Origin of the sequence: Amycolatopsis suaedae, from assembly GCF_004214935.1 — a bacterium.
GTDB classification, from domain to species: Bacteria; Actinomycetota; Actinomycetes; order Mycobacteriales; family Pseudonocardiaceae; genus Amycolatopsis; species Amycolatopsis suaedae.
Map to the genome: position 1 here is coordinate 112,363 of NZ_SFCC01000009.1, position 20,429 is coordinate 132,791.

Below are 20,429 nucleotides of genomic sequence, written 5' to 3' on the forward strand. Positions count from 1 at the left end.
TCATCGACCACAGCGTCGGCAGGCCGGGCGCGTCCGCTGCTGATAGGTCAGCGTCGCGCCACCCAGCGCCACACCCCACAGCAACCACGACGCGTAGAAGGTCAGCGGTACCCAGGACTCCAGGCCGGACTCCGGTTGGCCCAGATACTGGAGTCCTTTGTAGACCGCAGCGGGACCGATGGAACACAGGACCGCTGTCGCCAGCCATCCGCCGGCGAGCACCGGCCACCGGGGTACCTGCCGGTCTCCCAGCACGGGCACCCAGGACGGGACGATTCGCCCCCACCTCTGGACCAGGACCAGAGCTCCGACGGACCCCACCAGGGCCGGGACAACCGGAAGCCAGCCGGCATCGAAGCCCTGGACGAAGTCGCTCCGGGTCAGGCCGAGCCGGCCGCCGAGTGCCCAGGTGGTCTTGAGAACGGGGTACGGCAGTGACAGGGCGAACGCCAGGTAGCCGAACACGTTTCGCCAGCGAGGCGGCTGTCGCGGCAGGTGAACGCAGGGCGCGCTGACGTCCCGCCGGTTCGCGGAGACCAGCAGCGCGGCACTCGTCAGGCACAGCAGGCGCGTGACAGCGCCCGGCCAGTCGACCGGACGAAGAGCCTCGGGGCCGGTCAGGTCGGCAACATGGGCAACCGTCATCACCACGTCGAAGATCACCACGCCGCCCACGGCGAGCAGCACGCCGCAACATCCCCACGCGAGCACGCGGGCCGCCCAGCCCGCGCCCCGCGCCGAGGCCGCGACGGCGACCATTCCGAGAACACCGGCCGCCACTGCGGCCCAGTCGGCCGGCGCGCCTGCCGTGCTCTCCAGCGCCAGGTCGCGACGGAGCGGCAAGGTCAGTGCGGCCGCGATAGCCGTCGTGGCACAGGACACTACTGCCAGGCAACGCCAGAAACGCCCGTTGACGCCCGACTGACTCGAAGCATCAGGAGCGAAGTTCACCATGCGACTTTTACCCCCCTTTTCGGGCTTCGGTGCTATGCGTTCACGACCGTTTATAGGAATTATCCTCGCGCCAGCTTGGCAGAGATGGATCCCTCGTAAGGAGGTCCCGAGTCACCTGGGAGAGGGAGGACAAGGCCGGTGAATCAGCAAGCTGTTCGGCCCCACCGCGGTCCTGGATCCTGAGACGCAACAAACTCGAACCACCAACCGAACCACTGCAAAGGCGCGTGCAACGCGTTCGCGTGGAGGAACCGTTATCCTTGGTCTATGGGGAAAACCAGATGTCAGCCACCGGTTGGTGGACAGCCGGTCCCTGGTAGCGCCCCATGAATAACACCGTCTAAGAACGAGGAGAAATAATGAGGAGAATAAGCAAGGCCGGCGCCGCATTGGTTATCGCTATCGCGCTACCGATTGTCCCCATCATGACGTCTTCCGCGGCGGCATCTACCCCCAGCCGGTTGTGGTGGCGGGGAACAATATCGCGACACCGAAAATAAATGCGAAAGTCACCACGTTCGACGCGGCCGGGGGTCGATCTGGTGGACGCCGTCGCGACCAGCTGCGCGTCTCCCGGCCGCGGCGGCGCCGGCGGTCGCCAGGGTGCTAGCGACGGCCCCTCAGCGGGACGCCGAGTCGATCACCGCGGCGATGGCTTCGGCGGGCAGTGGTGCCGGGTGCGGGGGACCGCCTTGGCTGTCCGACGCCACGAACAGCACCGACATCGGAACGGAATCGGCCGCCTGCAGGCCGGCGGCCTCGCCGGGGATTCCGATGACCGTGACCGTGGCGGCCGTGCCGACACAGCCGTCCGGTGACGGAACGGCCGTGACGGTCGCGGTCACGATCTGCCCGGCCAGGCCGCCGAACTCGGTTCGCCGTGGGGCTCCGGCGAGGACGCTGCCCCCCTTGAAGTACTGCTCGCCCAGTGCCGCGGCCAGCTCGTGCAGCTGGGCGCCGGCGTCGGCGGCGTTCGTCACCGGGGTGCGGCCGCTGGCCACGCGGGTGCGGAAGAACTCCTTGCCTGCGCACTGGTAGACGCCGTACTCGGCCACGCCGGTGAATGTCACGCCACCAGGCCCCGGCACGGCTTCGTCGCTACGTACCCAGTCGGACGGCACCCGGTAGGTGAGGCCCGCACGTGCCCGGTTGTCGACCACCTGTCCGCTGTCTGCGGCCGGCTCAGCGGCCTGTGGTTTCGGGTCGGAGCCGGTGCTCAGGAGTACCACCGTGGTGGCGACGGCGGCGACCACCAGGACAGCGCCGATGCTGAGGACGACGGGCACGACCTTGCTCTTCCTCGGCGGCCGCACCGGCGGGTACGGGACGGGCTGCTGGTGGGGTGCTTGAGGCCAGGACATGGACCAGCACCGTAGGCACTCGACGGGCGTTCGGCCTTGCATCGGCCTAGCAGCCAAACTGCCTGGCTAAACGGCGGCGCCTAATAGTCGGAACCCCGTTGATGCAATGAAATTGCAAATCCGTGCGACTTCTGAGGGTCCTGCCGGTTTTTGTGTTGACCGCTTCGGCCGTCTTGGTTGGTGGGGCCGGAATTGCATTGTCATCGGTTGAGTCAAGTATCGGAACCGTTCGAAGCGTGGCTGAATATGGGCCGCTGGGCTGGCCGACAAATTGTAATTACGCGATTCAGGCCAGAAATATGACTGCAGCCTGGTGTGGCGCGAACAATGGCGGTTCTTGGCAAGCGATGGCTTACTGCGAGAACGAAAGAGGTGAGAAGGTTTGGCGGGCTGGAGCTTGGGTGAAAGGCGGTGCCTCGTACGCCTGTTGTCAGGGAGCTGAGAACGTGCTTCATGCAGGGATTAATTCATCGCCGAAAGACCACACGTAACCTAGATCTGAGGAGTTGTCGTGAAGTGGGTATCGTCGGCCGCTGTTGTGGCGTGCACAATCGCGGCTTCGTTGTCAATGTCGCCTCTTGCGGACGCGTCGCCGGGTGGAGATCGGTTGCCGTGGCCGGAGAATTGTGAGGACCATCCCACACCCATGAATACTGGATGGCAGGCGATTTGTCGATCGGGTACAGGATACTACAAGGCCACCGTGCGTTGCAGCGATTTTCAGGGTGGCCCCGTAGTTCATCGTGAGTCCCAGTCGTGGTCGTCTATCGGGCAGAGCTCCTATGTCTTCTGCCCTCCTAATACGGGCATGATGGACGGAGGGATTCTGTCTCGGCACGTGTGATTCGCCTGCCCTGGTTCGGTCGCAACCACTAGCGCCTGCGGCGGCCGATGACGTCGAGGGCGTGCAGTGTCGCGGCGACGTCGGTCTCGGCACCGGCCTCCCGGAACAGCCGCAGCGCCTCGGTATGGCATTCCGCGGCGGCGGAGTAGTCGTGCAGCCAGGTGGACAGCACGCCGAGGTCGTTGGCCAGGCGTGCCTCGCAGGTCTGCGGGTCGTCCGGCCACGGCAGCGGTCTGGACAGCATCCGGCCGACGACGTGCCCGGACCGGAACCGTTCGGGCAGCTCGTGCCACGGCACTCTGGGTTCGGGCTTCTCGTTGGCCCAGGGCGGTGGGCCGACGCTCGAGCTGACCAGGCTCAGCCGCTCACGCTCTCGCCAGGCGACCGCGTCGGCGGGCGAGACGAACTCGCTGGGGACGATCCCGGCCGCGGGGTGCAGCGGTAGCGGCCGGGCCGAGGGGAACAGCGCGGCGCGGACGTTCGCCGCGGTGTGGAGGTAGTACCGGAGTGCGCGGTGCTCGGCGGCGACCTGGTCGTCGTACCGTTCCTCCCGCGCGACGTGCGTGGCGGCGTAGAGCCGCAACAGGTCGTGGAACCGGTAACGGTCGAAGCCGTGCTGTTGCAGCATGTGGACGTCGACGAGGGACTCCAGCAGCCGGCTGGCGTGTGCGGGCGGGATGTCGGCCATCGCGGCGGCCGACCGCGAGTCGAAGTCGGCGCTGAGGTGAAGTCCCAGCAGCCGGAACAGGCGCCGTTCGTCCGGGTCGAGTTGCTGGTAGGACAGCGCGAACGTCGCCATGACGTCCACTGTGGACAGGCGAAGTTCGCCGAGCCTGCGCTGCTCGTCCCTGAGCAGGCTGTTGAGCTGGGCGACCTTCCACGACGGCCGGTGCCGCAGGCGTCCGGCGGCGATCCGGATGGCGAGTGGCAGATTGCCGCACAGGCGGGTGGCGAGCTCGGCCTCGGCCGGCTCGGCGAGGGCACGGCCGTCCCCGGTGACCTGGGCGAACAATGCCCGCGCGGGGTCGTCGTCGAGCGGGCCGAGCGTCAGCGTGTGGACGTCGTCGAGGTCGGCCAGCCGGTGCCGGCTGGTGACCAGCGTCAGCGAGTCGCCGGTCGGCAGCAGGGGCGTGACCTGCGCTGCCGTGGCGGCGTTGTCCAGGACCAGGACGCAGCGCCGGCGGGCCGTCGTCGCGCGCCACAGTGCGAGCATGGCCTGCGGGCAGTCCGGCAGCGCCGACCCGGGTACGCCGGCCGACCGCAACGCGATCTCCAGCAGCTGTGCGGGTTCGGCCGGGTGCTCACCCGGGGTGTGGCCGCGCAGGTCGAGCATCAGCTGGAGATCCGGGTAGCGGTCGGCGAGCCGGTGCGCGGCATGGTTGGCCAGTGCGGTCTTACCGGCACCGGGCATGCCGTCGACGGCCCAGACGACCGGGCCGGAATGATCGGCCGTCGCCACGATGCGGGCGAGTTCCCGGTCGCGGCCGACCAGCGTCGCGGTGTCGCGCGGCAGCCCGCACCGCAGGAAGGGCGGGCCCGGCGCGAGGGTGTGGTCGTTACGCAGGATGCGTTGCTGCAGCCGGCGCAGTTGCGGTCCCGGCTCGATGCCCTGGAGCTGGACCATCGTCCGCCGGGTGGCCTGCAGCGCGTCCAGTGCCGCCGCGGACCGGCCGCATCGGTGCAGAGCGAGCATCAGCTGCGCGGTCAGCCGTTCCCGCAGCGGGAACTCGTGCGCCGCCGCCCGTAGTTCGGGCACCAGCTCCGCGTGCCTGCCGAGTTCGAGGTCGACGTCGAACCGCTCCTCGCGCACGGTGAGCCACAGGTCGTCGAGTATCGCCGCCTGCGTCCTGGCGAACTCGCCGGGGACGTCGGCCAGCGGCCTGCCCCGCCGCAGGTCCAGCGCGGCCTGCAGGGTTTCCCTGCCGCCGGTGAGGTCACCGGCCGCGACGGAGTCACGTCCCCGCCGGACGAGCCGGTGGAAGCGGTCGACGTCGACCTGCATCGGGTCGACGTCGAACCGGTAGCTGCCGACCTCGGTGACGATCCGTGCCCAGGGCAGCCGAGCCCGCAGCCGGGAGACGTAGACGTGCAACGTGGCCAGCGCGGACCGGGGCGGTTCGTGGTCCCACACCGAGTCGAGCAACGCCTCGAACGGTACGACCTCGCCCGCTCGTAGCAACAACGAGACCAGCACCGCCTTGGCCCGTGGTCCGCCGATCGGTACCGGCGTGTCGTCGTCGCGCACCTCGACCGGCCCCAGCAGCTGGAATCTCATCGGCCCCCCAGACGCTCACGAAGCGTCCAGGATGGCAACGGCGCGGCCCGCACCACATCCCTCCGAGGAGGGAGCGGGCCGGCTGCCATCGGAATGCCAGCGCGACGGTGCGGTCAGCGGGTGACCGCGGTTTCGACCAGGTCGACGGTGGCCCGTGCCCGCAACCGGGTGCCGAGCGCCATTCCGGAACGTTCGGTCAAGAACGATCGTTCCGGGACGAACTCGCCGAGGCCGCGGCACTGCTGTGCGGTTCCCTGCCTGCCATCGCCGTGACGAAACGCGCCGCCAGGAAGCTGCCCGACCGCGTGCACGCGGTCGCCTACCTCGTCTTCCTGGGAGTGGTGCTGGTCGCGATGATCATGACGGCACTCCTGGGCTGAGCCCCTGTCGGGAAGCGTCACCGGATGATTTCGGCGCGTGCCCGCTCGTCCGGCGTCGCGATGTCCCAGAAGCGGACCGTGCCCCGCGCGGTGCGGTACGCGCCGGTGCCACCGGTGATGGCCATGTCGAGCGGGTTCTCGCCTCTCGTCCAGAGGGACTGCATGGTCACCGAGCCGCGTTCGAGTTCCATCGTGAGCACGCACTGCAGGGTGGGCTTGTCGCCGTCCAGGTGCATGACCTGGCAGGAGCCGCCGCCCTGTCCGGCCTTGCGCCCGTCCTTGATCGCGTTGCCGGAGAAGACGTCCTGGTCGCCCAGGCTCGTGCCCGGATGGCCGAGGTCGAGTGCCGCGTACTGGGTGTTCTCCACCTTGAGGTCGATGATCTCGACCCTGGTCTCGATCGCCGCCGCGGCGGTACCGCAACCGCCGACCGCGACGAGAACCGCCGACACGGCGGCGAACTTCGTCATCTTGTTGCGCATGTGGACTCCTTTTGTGTTCAGTCGGTCCAGCCGAGCTGGACCGCGTGCTCGCGCATGGTCTCCTCGACGAGGGGAAGGGTCAGGAACGAAACGGCGTACAGCACGACGAGGAGCCCGACCGGCACCGCCCAGGCACGGACTCCGGGCGCGGGCGGCCGCGTCGCCGGCAGCCGCCGGCCGGCCGGACGCAGTGCCCAGGACGCGACGGCGAGCACCGTGAACATCAGGGGCGGTCCCCAGTTCAGCACGCCGTCACCGGCGATCAGATGCGAGAGCACGGCGCCCGACCACAGGAAGAAGGTGCCCGCGTACGCCCATTCCTTGAGCAGCGGGAAGCCGGGCACGATGATCGCCACCGCCGCCGCGACCTGCCACGCGCCGAGGAGATAGGCGAAGAAGTGCGGGTAGCCCAGGTGGTTCAGCTGGATTTCGATCCAGTCGATCGTCAGCAGGTTCCACACCGATCCGGCGGCCAGTTCGAAGACCACCGGAAACGTCGTGACCCAGAAGGCGACGGGGCGGATCCGTTTGCTCGTGGGCGGGTGAGTGTTCATTGAGGACTCTCCGGGAAGGGGATCATCGGCCGATCCGGCGTGGCACGGCCAGGGTGAGGAGCTTGTCCGGGTTGCGCATGATGTAGAAGTTGGCGATCTCCCCGGCGGCGATGTCGAGGAGGTAGACGCCTTCGAGGTGGTCGCCGCGGGAGACGATCAGCGCCGGAGCGTTGTTGCAGTTGGCCGGTTCGATTCGCACGTCCGGCAGCTCGCCCGCCATGCCGAACAGCCGCAGGACCAGGCCGGCCACCTTCTCCGCGCCGGCCACCGGTTGCCGCGCCGCGGTGACCTTGCCGCCGCTGTCGGCGATCCAGGTGACGTCCGGTGCGAGCAGCGCGAGCAGCCCGTCCAGGTCACCCGTGGTGGCCGCGGTCAGGAACTGCTCGGTGATCCGCGTGGTCGTCGCGGCGTCGGCGGGTTCGAAGCGCCTGCGCCGGGCCCGCACGTGCTCGCGGGCGCGGTGGGCGATCTGGCGTACCGTCGCCACCGGCCTGCCCACCGCGGCGGCGACCTCACCGTGGTCGAAACCGAACACCTCGCGCAGCACGAACACCGCACGCTCGTCCGGGGTGAGGGTTTCCAGCAGCACGAGCATCGCCATGGACACCGACTCGGCCAGCACCAGGTCGGCCGACGGGTCGTGCTCTTCGAGCAGCAGCGGCTCGGGCAGCCACGGCCCGACGTAGTCCTCGCGGCGGCGTGTGCTCGCCCGGACCGCGTTGAGCGCCTGGCGGGTCACCAGCCGCGCCAGGTACGACTTCGTGTCCCGCACGGTCGTGAGATCCACCGCGGCCCAGCGCAGGTAGCCGTCCTGCAGCACGTCGTCGGCCTCGGTCGCCGAGCCGAGGATCTCGTAGGCGATCGTGAACAGCAGTGGCCGCAACAGCGTGAACCGCTCGGCGTGCTCGTCGGTGGTCATCGCGTGGTGACCCGGGAGGGGACGGGCCGCGGCCCGCCCTTGGGCCAGAACAGCGAACCCGGCCTGCGGGCCTCGCGGCGGATCTTGCCCACGCCGAACCTGCAGGTGAGCTCCTTGATCGCCGCTCCGGCCCGGCCGCCGACGTAGACGTTCACCGCGGTGTCGTCCTTGCGGGCGAGCTGCCGCACCCCGCTGTGCCGCCCCAGGCTGACGCACGCCCCGGAGAAGGCCAGGTCGATCACGGCCGGTTCGGTTCCCGCGATGCGGCTCAGCACGGTGTCGCCTGCCCGCGCGCCCAGCGGCCCGGCCGCGTAGCTGCACATCCGCAGCGGCCGGCCCGACGGCGCCGCGGCGTCGCCCGCCGCGACGATGCGGTCGTCGTCGACGCTGGTCAGTGTCTCGTCGGTGAGCAGCCGGCCGAGTTCGTCGGTCCGTAGCCCGCTGGCCCTGGCCAGCCCGGGCACGCCGAAACCGGCCGTCCAGACGGTGAGTGCGCTCGGCCGCACCGCACCGTCGTCCAGTACGACCGCGTCCGGCCGGACCTCGGTCACGCCGCCGCCCTCCAGCACGGCGACCCCGTGCCGGGCCAGCCACCTGGCGACGGACCGGCGGCCCGGTGCGCTGAACGTCGGCACCAGGGTCGTGCCGCAGACCAGCGTGACCACGCGCCCTCGCCCGGCCAGTTCGGCGGCCGTCTCGACACCGGTCAGCCCGCCGCCGACGACCGTGATCGGAGCGTCCGCGGGCAGCGCGTTCAGCCTGTCGCGTAGCCGCCGCGCGGGCTCGAACTCGGCGACCGAGAACGCGAACTCCGCCGCGCCGGGCACCGACGGTACGGCTCCGGTGCTGCCGACCGCGTAGACGACGTAGTCGTAGTCCAGCACGCGGCCCGACGCCAGCTTCACCGTGTGTGCGGCCGGATCGATGCGGGTGGCACTGTCGACCACCAGCCGGACGCCCTCGCCGAGCAGCGTGCCGTAGCCGGCCTCGGCCGTGCCGGTACCGGCGACGAACTGGTGCAGGCGGACCCGGTCGACGAACGTCGGACGGGGATTGACCACGGCGATGTCCACGTCGGCGCGCTTGCGCAGCCGGTTGGCCGCGACCGCCCCGGCGTAACCACCGCCGATCACGACGACCCTGTTCTTCGGTGTGCTGCTGTGCTCAGGCATGCCTTCAGGACACCGCCCGCTCGGCGAACGTGACACCGCGCGACGTGACGCGGCGCACAAGCGCGGCGATGCCTGGGGTCCCGGCCCAAGCTCGTCAAGGCCACCTTCATTACATCTCACGTCAGGGTCCCGGCAAAGTCCGGGGCGGCAGGGGGAGACGGGTGGTTCCGAGCGCAGAATTCGCGGGCCGGAATGCAGAACTCGCGTGCGTGAGCGCAGAACTCACGATGTGGACGCCGGTTCTCACCTTGTGCCGGTCACCCGCGTGACCAGTTCGTTCGGGCGAGTCGTACGTTCTGGGGCGCGAGTCGTCCGTTCCGGGCCCGCGAGTTGTCCGTTTCCGCCCGCCTGGTCCCACTGTCCGGCACGCCGGTTCCAGATCGCGAGACGTGGGCTTGGGGTCAAGCTCGTGAAGGCCACCTTCATTACGTGTGACGTGGTGATGGTGGCCTTCACGAGCTTCACCGGCCTGAGGTGTAGCTCTCGAACAGGGCGGCCAGTTCGCGGGGGCGGCTGAGCGGGACGCAGTGGCCCGCGGCGATCTCGTCGGGCACGACGCCGAGCCGCTCGATCGCCAGCCCGCGCAGGAAGTCCGCCGGGAAGCAGCGGTCCTCGGTGCACAGCACGAACCTGGTGGGGATGTCCGGCCACGCCCGCAGCGGCCACGGCTGCGTCATGCCGGGCGATGGGTGGTCCCGCTCCCGGCGCATGGCCTCGTCCGCCAGGGCCCGGGGCACGTCGTGGAGGAAGCCGACGTACGGGTCGGCGTGCCCGGTGAGGCCACCGTCGCGCGCCGCCTGCGCGCGGGCCGCCTCGCCCCAGCCGGTGTTGCGTCCCCACTCGGCCGGTGATTCGCCCGGCGCGGGGATCATGGCCGCCACCAGGATCAGCAGCCCGGCCCCGAGCCGGTCGGCGACCAGCGGTGCGACGTATCCGCCGAACGAGTGGCCGACGACGATCAGGTCCCTGCGGTCGCCGACGGCCTCGATCACCGCGCCGGTGTAGTCGGCGAACGTCGCCGTCTCACCGCCGGGCAGATCCGGCGCCACCACGTCGTGTCCCCGGCTGGAGAGTTCGGCGGCGACCAGGTGCCAGGACCAGCCGACGTCTCCGCCTCCGTGGATCAGCACATACGTACTCATACGACGGCTCCTTCCCTGTCGTTGTCCGGCGCCGCGGTGCGGCGGCGCAGTGCCGGCGCGAGTGCCCGCGCCGCGGCGAAGAGCGCGATTCCGGCGACCGCGCAGAACGGCCCGAGGACACCCAGGTCCAGCAGCGCGGTCCCGGCCAGCGGGCCGAGCACCGCGCCGACGCTCCACGTGGTCGAGGCCAGACCCATGTACCTGCCACGCAGCTCGGCGGGAGCGAGATCGGCGAAGGTGTCGCCGAACCGGACGGCGATGCCGATCTGGCCCAGGGTCCAGATCAGGACCGACACGGCGAAACCGGCGGTGCCGTGGCTGACGGCACCGAGTGCGGCACCGGCACCGACCAGCAGCATCGACACGGCCGACACCGTGCTGCCGTCGCGCCCGGCGAGCAGCCGGACCGCCACCGGCTGGAGCACGACGATGGCGATTCCGTTGAGCGCCAGCACCGCGCCGTAGGCCGAGGGGCCGAGGCCGTCGGCGGTCATCAGCAGCGGCAACGTCGTGAACGTCTGCAGGAACACCGTGAAGTAGCCGACGTGGATCGCCAGCATGGCGAGCATCAGCCGGTCCCGCAGCAGAACCGGCAGCAGCGGCTGCCGTGTCCGCGCCGGACCCGCCGGGCGGGTTTCCGGCACCAGGAGCCAGACGAGCAGCGCGGCGACCAGCGACGCCGCCACGTTGATCCAGAACAGCAGCCCGTATCCGTACCGGGCCAGTACCCCGGCCGTCACCGTGGCGACCGAGAAACCGAGGTTGGCCGCCCAGAAGAGCAACCCGAACGCGCGGATCCGTTGCCGGGCAGGCAGATCGGCCACGGCGGCCGACCCGGCGGGGCGGAACAGCTCGATGGTCAGCCCGACGCCGACGGCGGCCGCCCAGATCTCGGGCAGCGACTCCGCCGAGCCGAGTGCGGCCAGTGCCAGCGCTGCTCCTACGAACCCCACCAGCATCGTGTTCCGTCTGCCGATCCGGTCGCCCAGCCAGCCACCGAGCAACTGGGATCCGATGTCGCCCAGCCCGAGGGCCGCGACCACCGCGCCCGCGCTCGTGGGGGAGAGGTGCTTTTCCTGCGTCAGGTACAGCACCAGGAACGACCGCACCACGCCGCCGGCCCGGCCGACGAAGTAGGTTGCCGCCAGGGACCAGGTCAGTTTCGTCATGGCCCCAACGCTAGGTACACAAGGGCATCACGAAAAGCGATGATTACCGATGGAATCGATCGCCAGCGCTTATACTGAACCGATGGACGTCGAACTGCGGTACCTGCGGACCATGACCGCGATCGCCGAGGAGGGAACGTTCGGGCAAGCGGCGGCCCGGCTGGGCTACACCCAGTCGTCGGTCAGCCAGCAGATCGCCACGCTGGAGAAAGCCGTCGGCGGCGCGGTCTTCGACCGGCCCGGTGGACCGCGGCCGGTCCGGATCACCCCGCTCGGCGAGGTGGTGCTGGCACACGGCGGCGAGCTGCTGGCGAAGGCGGCGGCGCTGACCGACGCGGTCGACCGGTTCCGGGCCGGCCACGGCCGCATCGACATCGGCACCTTCCAGGGCGTGACGAACCTGATCCTGCCCGCCGTCATCCGCAGGCTGCTGGACGAGCACCCCGGCTGTGACATCAGGCTGTCCGAAGTGGACCCGGGAGATCCCCGCATCGGCAATCTCGACCTGCTGTTCCACGACGGCCCGGTCGACGGCGACACCGAGCACGTCACGCTGTTCGACGAGCAGTACCTGCTGGTGACGGGTGCGGGAGCGTTCCCGGACGGCCCGGTCCGGGTGCGGCTGCTCGACGACGCCCCGATGGTGGCCTGGCCGTCCACCCCGCACCAGCGCTGGCTGGAGCGCGCGCTCGCCCGCGCCGGAGCGCAGCCCCGGTTCGTGTTCCGCACGACGGGCCACGAGACCATCCTGTCGATGGTGCGGGCCGGGATCGGCTGGGCGGTGCTGCCCTGGCTGGCGCTGCACGGCGCCGGCGCCTGGTCCGACGACCAGCTCGGCATCCACCCGCTGAAACCGGCGCCGTCGCGGGAGCTGTCCCTGCACTGGCCTGCCGGGCGCACCGAGTCCCCGCTCGCGGTCCGGACGCGGGAGATCGCCGTCGACGTGGCCGGCGAACTCGCCGAGCGGATGTAGCCGTCAGGGCGCGGCGGGCAGCCGCACCGTGACCCGGAGCCCGCCATCGGGGCGGGGGCTGAGGCTGAGCTTCCCGTCGTGTGCCTGGGTGAGGCTCCTGACGATCGCCAGGCCGAGCCCGACCCCGCTGTGGCCGGCACGGATGCGTTCGGCGCCGCGCCGGAACGGCTCGGCGAGCGTGGCCACCAGCCGCGGGGACAGCGGTTCGCCGGTGTTCTCGACGGTCAGCAGCACCGTGTCCGGCTCGGCACCGGTCGTCACCCACACCGTGCCCCGCTCTGCGACATTGTGGACGATCGCGTTGTGCACGAGGTTCGTCGTGAGCTGCAGCAGCAGCGCGGGGGAGCCGAGGGCGGGGGCCAGGTCGCCGGACGTTTCGATGGTGACGCCCCGTTTCTCCGCGAGGGGAAGCAGCGTCTCGGTCGCCTCCTCCGCGATGAGCGACAGATCCACGCGTTCGGTGGTGAACGACCGCTGGTCGGCGCGGCTGAGCAGCAGCAGTGCCTCGGTGAGCTCGATCGCGCGGGTGTTGACGGTGTGCAGGCGTTCGACGAGCTCGCCGGGGTCGCCGGCCGGATCGTTGCGGGACGCCTCCAGCAGCGTCTGCGAGATGGCGAGCGGGGTACGCAGTTCGTGGGAGGCGTTGGCCGCGAACCGCCGCTGTTCGGCGACGTGGGCTTCGAGCTGGGCCAGCATGGTGTCGAAGGCGTCGGCGAGTTCGCGGAACTCGTCGTTGTTGCCCCCCAACCGGATCCGGTGGGAGAGCGACCCGCCCGCGGCCAGGCGGGTCGCCTCGGTGATGCGGGTCAGCGGAGCGAGCATGCGCCCGGCGAGAATCCAGCCGCCCAGCAGGCCGAACACCAGCACGATCAGCAGCACCACACCCGCGGCGGGCGCGAAGGCGCGGAAGAGGTCGGAACCCGACGGCGAGATGATCACCTGGCCGGGCATGGACTCCCGGCTCAGATCCTGGTAGTTCAGCAGGAACATCCCGACGGCCGCGAGCAGCAGCACCCCCGCGAGCGTGACGAAACTGGCGTAGCTGAGGGTGAGCTGCAGGCGGACGCTCATCCCCCGCTGCCTATCCACGGCCCGCGCCCTCGTCGATGCGGTAGCCGGAGCCGGGGACCGTGGCGATGAGCCACGGTTCGCCGAGCCGTTTGCGTAGCGCCGAGACGGTGATCCGCACGGCGTTGGTGAACGGGTCGGCGTTCTCGTCCCAGGCCCGTTCCAGGAGTTCCTCGGCGCTGACGACGCCGCCCTCGGCGGCGACCAGCACTTCGAGCACGGCGAACTGTTTCCTGGTGAGCGCCACGTAGCGGCCGTCGCGGTAGACCTCGCGGCGGAACGGATCCAGCCGCAGCCCGGCGATCTCCCGCACCGGCGGCCTGCTGTGGGCCCGCCTGCGGTCGAGCGCCCTGAGCCTGAGCACCAGCTCACGCAGCTCGAACGGTTTGGTGAGGTAGTCGTCGGCACCGAGTTCGAACCCGGACGCCTTGTCGTCCAGCCGGTCGGCGGCGGTGAGCATGAGGATGGGCAGTCCGCTGCCGGAGGCGACGATGCGCTTGGCGACCTCGTCACCGGTCGGGCCGGGAATGTCGCGGTCCAGTACCGCGATGTCGTAGGCGTTGAGGTCCAGCAGCCGCAGCGCGGTGTCGCCGTCACCGGCGATGTCGGCGGCGATCGCCTCGAGCCGCAGGCCATCGCGGATGGCTTCCGCCAGATACGGCTCGTCCTCCACGATCAGCACACGCATAGGTTAACGATGCTACCGGCCGGGACATATCGCCGGCATATCGAAAACCGGATACGCCCTGGCAACGCCGGACTGCCTTCACTGTGCGGCATGGGGACACTCTTCGCCAGCCCGCGAGTCGTCGTCTCGGCGGTCGCCAAGGCATTCGGATACCGGCTGGTCCGCATCAGGCACCGGGGTGCGCTCGATGAGGCACACGGTGCCGTTCCGGAGGGCACGACCGTCTTCGACGACGCGGTTCCGGGCGTGGCCAGGCTCGATCCGGCGTTGCTCGGCGCACTGCGCGAGGCGGCGGCCGACGCCGCGAAGGACGGCGTCGAGTTCTTCGTCAACAGCGGCTGGCGGTCCCCCGAGCACCAGGAACAACTCCTCCGTGAGGCGATCGGGAAGTACGGCTCGGCGGAGGCGGCCGCCCGCTGGGTGGCCACCCCCGGCCGGTCGGCGCACGTGTCCGGGCACGCGGTCGACATCGGCCCGCCGGAAGCGGCGGCCTGGCTGTCCGAGCACGGCGCCGCGTACGGGCTGTGCCAGATCTACCGCAACGAACCCTGGCACTACGAGCTGCGGCCCGAAGCCGTCCACGGCGGTTGCCCGCCCATGTACGCCGACCCCTCCCAGGATCCGAGGATGCAGTGACCAGCGAGCGAACGGGAATCACAGTCTACGGTTGCGGACCGGACGAGGCCGTCCTGTTCCGGGAGCTGGCGTCGCGTGCCGGGATCGCGCTGACGATCACGGAGGAGGCGGTCGGCGAGGCCAACGCCGGGCTGGCCGCCGGGAACCGCTGCGTCAGCGTCAGCCACCGGACCCCGGTCACCGGCGCCGTTCTCGACGCGCTCGGGCAGGCCGGCGTGCGGTACCTGTCCACCAGGAGCATCGGGTGCAACCACATCGATCTGGGCGCTGCCGAGCGGGCCGGGATCACGGTCGGCAACGTCACCTACTCGCCGGACAGCGTGGCCGACTACACGCTGATGCTGATGCTGATGGCGGTGCGGGACGCGAAGTCGGTCATCCGGCGGACGGACGCGCACGACTACCGGCTGAACGAGGTACGCGGGAAGGAACTGCGTGACCTGACCGTCGGCGTGGTCGGAACGGGACGGATCGGCGAGGCGGTCATGGACCGGCTGCGTGGCTTCGGCTGCCGGATCCTGGCCTACGACACCCGGCCGAGGGACGCGTTCGACTACGTGTCGCTGGACGAGCTGTTGCGGTGCAGCGACATCGTCACCCTCCACACGCCACTCAACGAGGACACCTACCACCTGCTCGACCGCACGCGGATCGGGCGGATGAAACGTGGTGCGTTCATCGTCAACACCGGCCGCGGCCCGCTGCTGGACACCGAGGCGCTGGTGTCCGCTTTGGAGAGTGGGGCGCTGGGCGGTGCGGCGCTGGACGTGGTGGAGGGCGAGGAGGGCGTCTTCTACGCCGACCGCCGTGGCATGCCGATCACCAGCAAGCCGTTGCTGCGCCTGCAGGAGCTGCCGAACGCGGTGATCAGCCCGCACACCGCCTACTACACCGACCGCGCACTGCGCGACACGGTCGAGAACTCCATCGTCAACTGTCTGAAATTCGAAAGCAGGAAGGCCGCATGGGCAGGTTGAGAATAGGGATCATCTTCGGCGGACGTTCCGAGGAACATCCGATCTCCGTCAAATCCGCGCAGGAGGTCGCCAGGAACCTCGACGAGGCCAAGTACGAACCGGTCTACATCGGGATCACCCAGGACGGCACCTGGCGGCTGTGTGACGGCCCCGGCCCCGGCTGGGAGAACGGAACCAGCCGTCCCGTCGTGCTCTCGCCGGACAGCAGCGTCAACGGCCTGCTGGTGCTGGACGAGGGCAAGTACGAGACGATCGGCCTGGACCTGGTGCTTCCCGTCCTGCACGGCAAGCTCGGTGAGGACGGGGCGATGCAGGGGCTGCTGGAGCTGTCCGGCATCCCCTACGCGGGCTGTGACATCCAGAGTTCCGCGTTGTGCATGGACAAGTCGCTCGCCTACCTCGTCGCCAGGAGCGCGGGAATCGCCACGCCGGACTTCTGGACGGTCACCGCGGGCGAGGACGTCGACCCCGGCCGGTTCAGCTATCCCGTCTTCGTCAAGCCGGCCCGTTCGGGTTCGTCGTTCGGGGTCAGCAAGGTGCGGCGGCCCGAGGACCTGCCCGCCGCGGTGGCCGCCGCCGCGCGGTACGACTCGAAGGTGCTGATCGAGCAGGCCGTCGCGGGCAGCGAGGTGGGCTGCGCGATCCTGGGCAACGGCACGGACCTGATCGCCGGCGAGGTGGACCAGATCAGCCTGTCCCACGGGTTCTTCCGCATCCACCAGGAGGACCAGCCCGAGCAGGGTTCGGACAACTCGACGGTGGCCGTTCCCGCCGACATCCCGCCCGCGTCGCGCCTGCTCGTGCAGGAGACCGCGAAGGCGGTGTACCTCGCCCTGGGCTGCCGGGGCCTGTCCCGGGTCGACCTGTTCCTGACCGAGGACGGCAGCGTCGTGCTCAACGAGGTCAACACGTTCCCCGGTATGACCTCCTACAGCCGCTACCCGCGGATGATGGCGGTGGCGGGCCTGTCGTTCGCCGAGGTGCTCGACCGGGTGGTGTCGTTGACGCTGGCGGGGTCGCGGCGATGACTGACGACCTGGTGTTCGTCGACGAGTTCGTCCCCGGGATCCGGTGGGACGCCAAGTACGCCACCTGGGACAACTTCGTCGGCAAGCCGGTGGACGGGTACCTGGTGAACCGGATCGTCGGCACGAAGGCACTGTGCGTGGCGCTGGAGCGGGCCCAGCAGGAAGCCGCCTACCTGGGTTTCGGCCTGCTGCTCTGGGACGGCTACCGTCCGCAGCGCGCGGTGGACTGCTTCGTGCGCTGGTCGCGGCAGCCGGAGGACGGCAGGCGCAAACCGCGGCACTACCCGAACATCGACCGGGCCCGGATGTTCGACGAGGGGTACGTGGCGACGAGGTCGGGCCACAGCCGGGGCAGCGCCGTCGACCTGACGCTGTATCACCTGGCCACCGGGGAACTCGTCGCCATGGGCGGCGACCACGACCTGATGGACTCGGTCTCGCACCACGGAGCCGAGGGGATCACCGAGGCCGAGGCGCGCAACCGGCAATATCTCCGGACGATCATGGAGGCCAGCGGCTTCAGCTCCTACGAATGCGAATGGTGGCACTACACGCTGACCGACGAACCCTATCCGGACACCTATTTCGACGTCCCCATCACCGGCGCCCACGGCCGTTCCGCCTGACGGGCGGCTGAATGTGCCGTGAAGGGGGCCCTCACGGCATGAGACGCCAGGGCCCCGGCAAAGTCCGGGCGCTGAACTCCCCCAATGTGGCATTGGGGGAGTTCAAGTTCCCCAATGCCACATTGGGGGAGTTTGCTGGGTCTCTTTCGTGGTGGCTGCTGGGACGGGTGTGACTGGTGAGGCTGCCACCCCGGGACGGGAAGGTCGTGAAGGCCACCTTCATCACATGAGACGACAGAAACTCGGCCTTCACACCGAACAACGGGCTATCCGCCCACGTGTCCGTGGCCAGCAGCACCGGGACAGTGCCGTGAAGGGGGCCCTCACGGCATGAGACGCCGTGAGAGCCCCCTTCACGGCATCGTGCCCGGCACGCTCGCACGACCGGCCCGTTCAGTCGCGCGAGGCTGGCGGGAACGGTCGACTCGCGGGTCCGGAACGGTCGACTCGCGGGCCGGGAACGTACAACTCGCGCCTCAGAACGTACGACTCGCGCGAACGGCTCGTTCACGCGGGCAAATCGTGAGTTCTGCACTCGCGCCCGCGAGTTCTGCGCTCGGGGCCACCCACCTCACGCCGCCGCTCACGGCATCGGGGAGACCAGGCTCGTCGCGCTGAGCGTCAGCGAGTAGGGCGCGTCGAGGCGGATCTCGTCGTCGCCGGTGCCCTCGGCGACCAGCCGGTAGGCGTCACCGTCGAGCCGGAAGCAGCTCAGCGAGGGCACCCGCGGGTCGATGACCCAGTAGTACGGGCAGCCCGCGGCGGCCAGCCGGGCGGGCTTGAGGTAGCGGTCGATCCGCTCGCTGGACGGCGAGACCACCTCGACCGCCAGGACCGGGGTGCCTTCGAGAGCGCGCTCGGTGAAGTTGTCCCGCCTGCCGACGACCACGTCGGGGATGAGCACCGTGTGCTCGTCGAGCACCACGTCGACCGGAGCAGGCAGCACTTCGCAGTCCTCCGGGCAGAGCGGGGTGAGCGCGGCGAGAACGCGTGCGACCACCCGCTGGTGCAGTGGGCGCGGCGACGGGCTCACTAGAAGTGTCCCGTCGACCAGTTCGTAACGGTGACGTTCATCGGTGATCAACTCCAGGTCCCGGCGGCTCAGCCGTTCTCCGTGCGCGAATGTCGGGACTGTTTCCATGTTGCCCTCACGCTGCTCGGACCGGAATCGACTACGCAAGGGTAGTCGGCTGCGGCGCGCAGCGCGATCCCGGGTTCCGGCGTGTCGCTGCTCGACCGGCCTATTGAGATGAATGGAATCTTGTGCGCGAGTTCACCGAGCGCGCCGGGATTTCCGGCGCGGCACCCGGATGGCCTAGAGTGGAGTACGGAAATACGTCCGATCGGGTGCCCGTCGACGACCGTTACACAATTCGCCGATCCACCACTAACAGGTGGCCAACGTGAAACTAAGGCACAACCTCTCGGCTACCTGCCCGGCCAATTCTGATTATGGGTGATCACGCCGTCGAGCGAGTGGTGATGAAATGGCCACAAGTCCCAGTAAACCCGTTTCGCTGTTCCGTCTGGACGGGGACGGCGACGCTCTCGTCTCGCTGACTTCCGAACAGGTCGCGGTGGACCGCCCGGTGAACCTCGCCGGAACCCGGGCACGCCTCGTCGCCGGTGCCTTCCGCACCGAGGAACCACGCTGGCTGGACCACGTGTCGGCGCTGACCGGGGGACCGGTCGAGCTGTCCGCCGAGCTGCCGTTCGCCGTGCTGCTCGTGCCCCGGCCGCCGTGGACCTACGCGGTGACCTGGGGAGCCGGGCATCTCGCACTCAACGACGAGTACGTCGAGCAGGGATTCGGGCTGCTGTTCGGCATCCGGCGGCTGGACCCGCTGGACCTCGGGCTGGTCGTCAGCGCCGCGCTGGACGCCTCGGCCCGCGTCACCCAGACGTCGATCCCCGGCGGCAGCGATCTCGCCGGCTTCCGGCTGGAACCGTACGGCGAGCTGGTCAATCGCCTGGCCGGGTCGGCCGACCTCGTGGACCTCACCTACGGCCGGGTCACCGGGCGCCGGTACCGGATCCGGGCCGGCAACGCCCTGTGGGCGCCGCTGGCCAAGGAGCCGTACGGGTTCCTGGCCGACCTCGACGCCATCGGCGCGGTGGTCGACGAGCCGGACACGCACTCCGCACTGCGGTTCATCGCGCAGACCCGGCCGCTGGACCGGCACGACCGGCTGGTCCCGGAACTGGAACGCCGGTTCGCGGAGACCCTCGGCGGCGCCGCACACGGCCCGGTCGGGCTGGCGTGGCCGCACAGCGCGGTGCGGGAGGCGGAGCAGGCGGGCTCCTACCGGGTCACCGGCCTGGGCGGCGATGGGCCGTTCGTGGCCGAGGCACGCCTGGAACTGGCGCACCTGACCGACCGGCTGGCCCGCGTCGACGCCGCCGACCGGATGCGGGCGCTGCGCGCCGGGCGCATCGTGGCCTGCGCGGACGAGTCGGGCGAGGTGGAGTCGGGAACTCCGGTGCAGGTCGCGAAGTGGCTGACGTTCGAGACCACCGTCGGTCACGCGCGCTACGTCTTCCACCAGGGCCGGTGGTACCGGATCGGACAGGCCTACGTCGAGCTGATGCGCGGCCAGGTCGCCGGCCTGCTGGAGCGGCGCTACCCGTGGCCGGACGTGTCCTGGGTGCCGACCGGTGAGCCCGACGACGAGCACCGCTACTGCGAGCGGGTCGGGACCGAGCCCGGATTCCTGTGCCTGGACAAGGATTTCGCCAGCACGCCACTGCATCCGCGGTTCGAGCTGTGCGACCTGCTCGGCCCCGGCGACGAGCTGATCCACGTCAAGTGGCTGGGCCGGGCGACCTCGGCCAGCCACCTGTTCACCCAGGCCCTGGTGTCGGTCGAGGCGCTGGCACACGAACCCGCCGCGCTGACCCAGCTCGCCGCCAAGGTCACCCGGCTGGACCCGGGACGGACGGTGGCCACGGCGCCCGGCACGGTGGTGCTGGCCGCCGCGGGCCGGGGCTGGGACGCCGACCAGCTGTTCACGCTGTCGCAGATCAGCCTGCTGCGCCTGGACCGTGCCGTGCGCGGGCTGGGCGCGACGCTGCGCTTCGCGGACATCCCGTTCGTGCCCAAGCAGCGCAGGCGGGTCCAGCCGTCGAGGCGCCGGTCACGTCGATGAGATCTTGTACACCCCGTGCCCGGTTGGCTACCGTT

General features: G+C 70.0%; 19 protein-coding genes. 7 read left to right on the plus strand and 12 right to left on the minus strand.

The annotated features are described in order from the left end of the window. The 3 genes from EWH70_RS18715 to EWH70_RS18725 all read right to left on the minus strand — a co-directional run bounded on the left by EWH70_RS18715 (nucleotide 1) and on the right by EWH70_RS18725 (nucleotide 5,434). Nucleotides 1-843 (minus strand): hypothetical protein, encoded by an 843-nt coding sequence (locus tag EWH70_RS18715; protein ID WP_130476738.1) that lies wholly within the window; start codon nucleotides 841-843, stop codon nucleotides 1-3. 731 nt (nucleotides 844-1,574) lie between these two features. After that, nucleotides 1,575-2,315, minus strand: coding sequence for a DUF8017 domain-containing protein (locus tag EWH70_RS18720; protein ID WP_130476739.1), 741 nt, complete (start codon nucleotides 2,313-2,315; stop codon nucleotides 1,575-1,577). A gap of 872 nt (nucleotides 2,316-3,187) precedes the next feature. Beyond that, complete coding sequence (locus tag EWH70_RS18725) at nucleotides 3,188-5,434, minus strand: AfsR/SARP family transcriptional regulator (RefSeq protein WP_130476740.1); 2,247 nt, start codon at nucleotides 5,432-5,434, stop codon at nucleotides 3,188-3,190. Between the two features lie 107 nt (nucleotides 5,435-5,541). Here EWH70_RS18725 and EWH70_RS35850 point away from each other — a divergent pair, with 107 nt between their 5' ends. Then, entirely contained in the window at nucleotides 5,542-5,814 is a 273-nt protein-coding gene (locus EWH70_RS35850) for a hypothetical protein (RefSeq protein ID WP_205669168.1), read from the plus strand. 17 nt (nucleotides 5,815-5,831) lie between these two features. Here the strand turns inward: EWH70_RS35850 and EWH70_RS18735 are convergent, their stop codons facing one another. From EWH70_RS18735 to EWH70_RS18760, 6 genes are all read right to left on the minus strand, one after another. Further along, entirely contained in the window at nucleotides 5,832-6,296 is a 465-nt protein-coding gene (locus tag EWH70_RS18735; protein WP_130476741.1) for an allene oxide cyclase barrel-like domain-containing protein, read from the minus strand. Nucleotides 6,297-6,313: 17 nt separating this feature from the next. Then, nucleotides 6,314-6,850 carry a DoxX family protein gene (locus tag EWH70_RS18740; RefSeq protein ID WP_130476742.1) on the minus strand — a complete coding sequence of 179 codons (537 nt, stop codon included), beginning with the start codon at nucleotides 6,848-6,850 and terminating at the stop codon, nucleotides 6,314-6,316. A gap of 22 nt (nucleotides 6,851-6,872) precedes the next feature. After that, nucleotides 6,873-7,769 (minus strand): RNA polymerase sigma factor SigJ, encoded by an 897-nt coding sequence (gene sigJ / locus EWH70_RS18745; protein ID WP_130476743.1) that lies wholly within the window; start codon nucleotides 7,767-7,769, stop codon nucleotides 6,873-6,875. Continuing rightward, entirely contained in the window at nucleotides 7,766-8,941 is a 1,176-nt protein-coding gene (locus EWH70_RS18750; protein WP_130476744.1) for an NAD(P)/FAD-dependent oxidoreductase, read from the minus strand. Before EWH70_RS18750 ends, sigJ begins: the two co-directional genes overlap by 4 nt. A 461-nt stretch (nucleotides 8,942-9,402) precedes the next feature. After that, nucleotides 9,403-10,083: an alpha/beta fold hydrolase gene (locus EWH70_RS18755; protein WP_130476745.1), complete on the minus strand. Its 681-nt coding sequence runs from the start codon at nucleotides 10,081-10,083 to the stop codon at nucleotides 9,403-9,405. Continuing rightward, nucleotides 10,080-11,252 (minus strand): MFS transporter, encoded by a 1,173-nt coding sequence (locus EWH70_RS18760; RefSeq protein ID WP_130476746.1) that lies wholly within the window; start codon nucleotides 11,250-11,252, stop codon nucleotides 10,080-10,082. Before EWH70_RS18760 ends, EWH70_RS18755 begins: the two co-directional genes overlap by 4 nt. A gap of 82 nt (nucleotides 11,253-11,334) precedes the next feature. Here EWH70_RS18760 and EWH70_RS18765 point away from each other — a divergent pair, with 82 nt between their 5' ends. Continuing rightward, nucleotides 11,335-12,225: a LysR family transcriptional regulator gene (locus EWH70_RS18765; protein WP_130476747.1), complete on the plus strand. Its 891-nt coding sequence runs from the start codon at nucleotides 11,335-11,337 to the stop codon at nucleotides 12,223-12,225. A gap of 3 nt (nucleotides 12,226-12,228) precedes the next feature. Here the strand turns inward: EWH70_RS18765 and EWH70_RS18770 are convergent, their stop codons facing one another. Then, a complete protein-coding gene (locus EWH70_RS18770) occupies nucleotides 12,229-13,296 on the minus strand; it encodes a sensor histidine kinase (protein ID WP_130476748.1) in 1,068 nt (355 codons plus the stop codon). A 10-nt stretch (nucleotides 13,297-13,306) separates the two neighbouring features. Continuing rightward, a complete protein-coding gene (locus EWH70_RS18775) occupies nucleotides 13,307-13,981 on the minus strand; it encodes a response regulator transcription factor (RefSeq protein ID WP_130476749.1) in 675 nt (224 codons plus the stop codon). 90 nt (nucleotides 13,982-14,071) lie between these two features. Between EWH70_RS18775 and EWH70_RS18780 the strand changes: the two genes are divergently transcribed. Genes EWH70_RS18780 through vanX form a run of 4 tightly spaced genes read left to right on the plus strand, consistent with a single transcriptional unit; the run spans nucleotide 14,072 to nucleotide 17,248 of the window. Next, nucleotides 14,072-14,617, plus strand: a complete 546-nt coding sequence (locus EWH70_RS18780) for a M15 family metallopeptidase (RefSeq protein ID WP_205669170.1) — start codon at nucleotides 14,072-14,074, stop codon at nucleotides 14,615-14,617. Further along, the gene (locus EWH70_RS18785) at nucleotides 14,614-15,594 is read left to right on the plus strand and encodes a D-isomer specific 2-hydroxyacid dehydrogenase family protein (protein ID WP_240687060.1); all 981 of its coding nucleotides are present in this window, start codon (nucleotides 14,614-14,616) and stop codon (nucleotides 15,592-15,594) included. Before EWH70_RS18780 ends, EWH70_RS18785 begins: the two co-directional genes overlap by 4 nt. Continuing rightward, a complete protein-coding gene (gene vanA / locus EWH70_RS18790) occupies nucleotides 15,582-16,622 on the plus strand; it encodes a D-alanine--(R)-lactate ligase (protein ID WP_130476751.1) in 1,041 nt (346 codons plus the stop codon). Before EWH70_RS18785 ends, vanA begins: the two co-directional genes overlap by 13 nt. Then, nucleotides 16,619-17,248, plus strand: coding sequence for a D-Ala-D-Ala dipeptidase VanX (gene vanX / locus EWH70_RS18795; RefSeq protein ID WP_130476752.1), 630 nt, complete (start codon nucleotides 16,619-16,621; stop codon nucleotides 17,246-17,248). Before vanA ends, vanX begins: the two co-directional genes overlap by 4 nt. A 583-nt stretch (nucleotides 17,249-17,831) precedes the next feature. On the opposite strand, the gene EWH70_RS18800 is transcribed toward vanX, so the two are convergent. Further along, the gene (locus EWH70_RS18800; protein WP_130476753.1) at nucleotides 17,832-18,389 is read right to left on the minus strand and encodes a Uma2 family endonuclease; all 558 of its coding nucleotides are present in this window, start codon (nucleotides 18,387-18,389) and stop codon (nucleotides 17,832-17,834) included. Nucleotides 18,390-18,735: 346 nt separating this feature from the next. On the opposite strand from EWH70_RS18800, the gene EWH70_RS18805 reads away from it, so the two are divergent. After that, nucleotides 18,736-20,394, plus strand: coding sequence for a TIGR04141 family sporadically distributed protein (locus EWH70_RS18805; protein WP_130476754.1), 1,659 nt, complete (start codon nucleotides 18,736-18,738; stop codon nucleotides 20,392-20,394). Nucleotides 20,395-20,429: the final 35 nt, after the last annotated feature.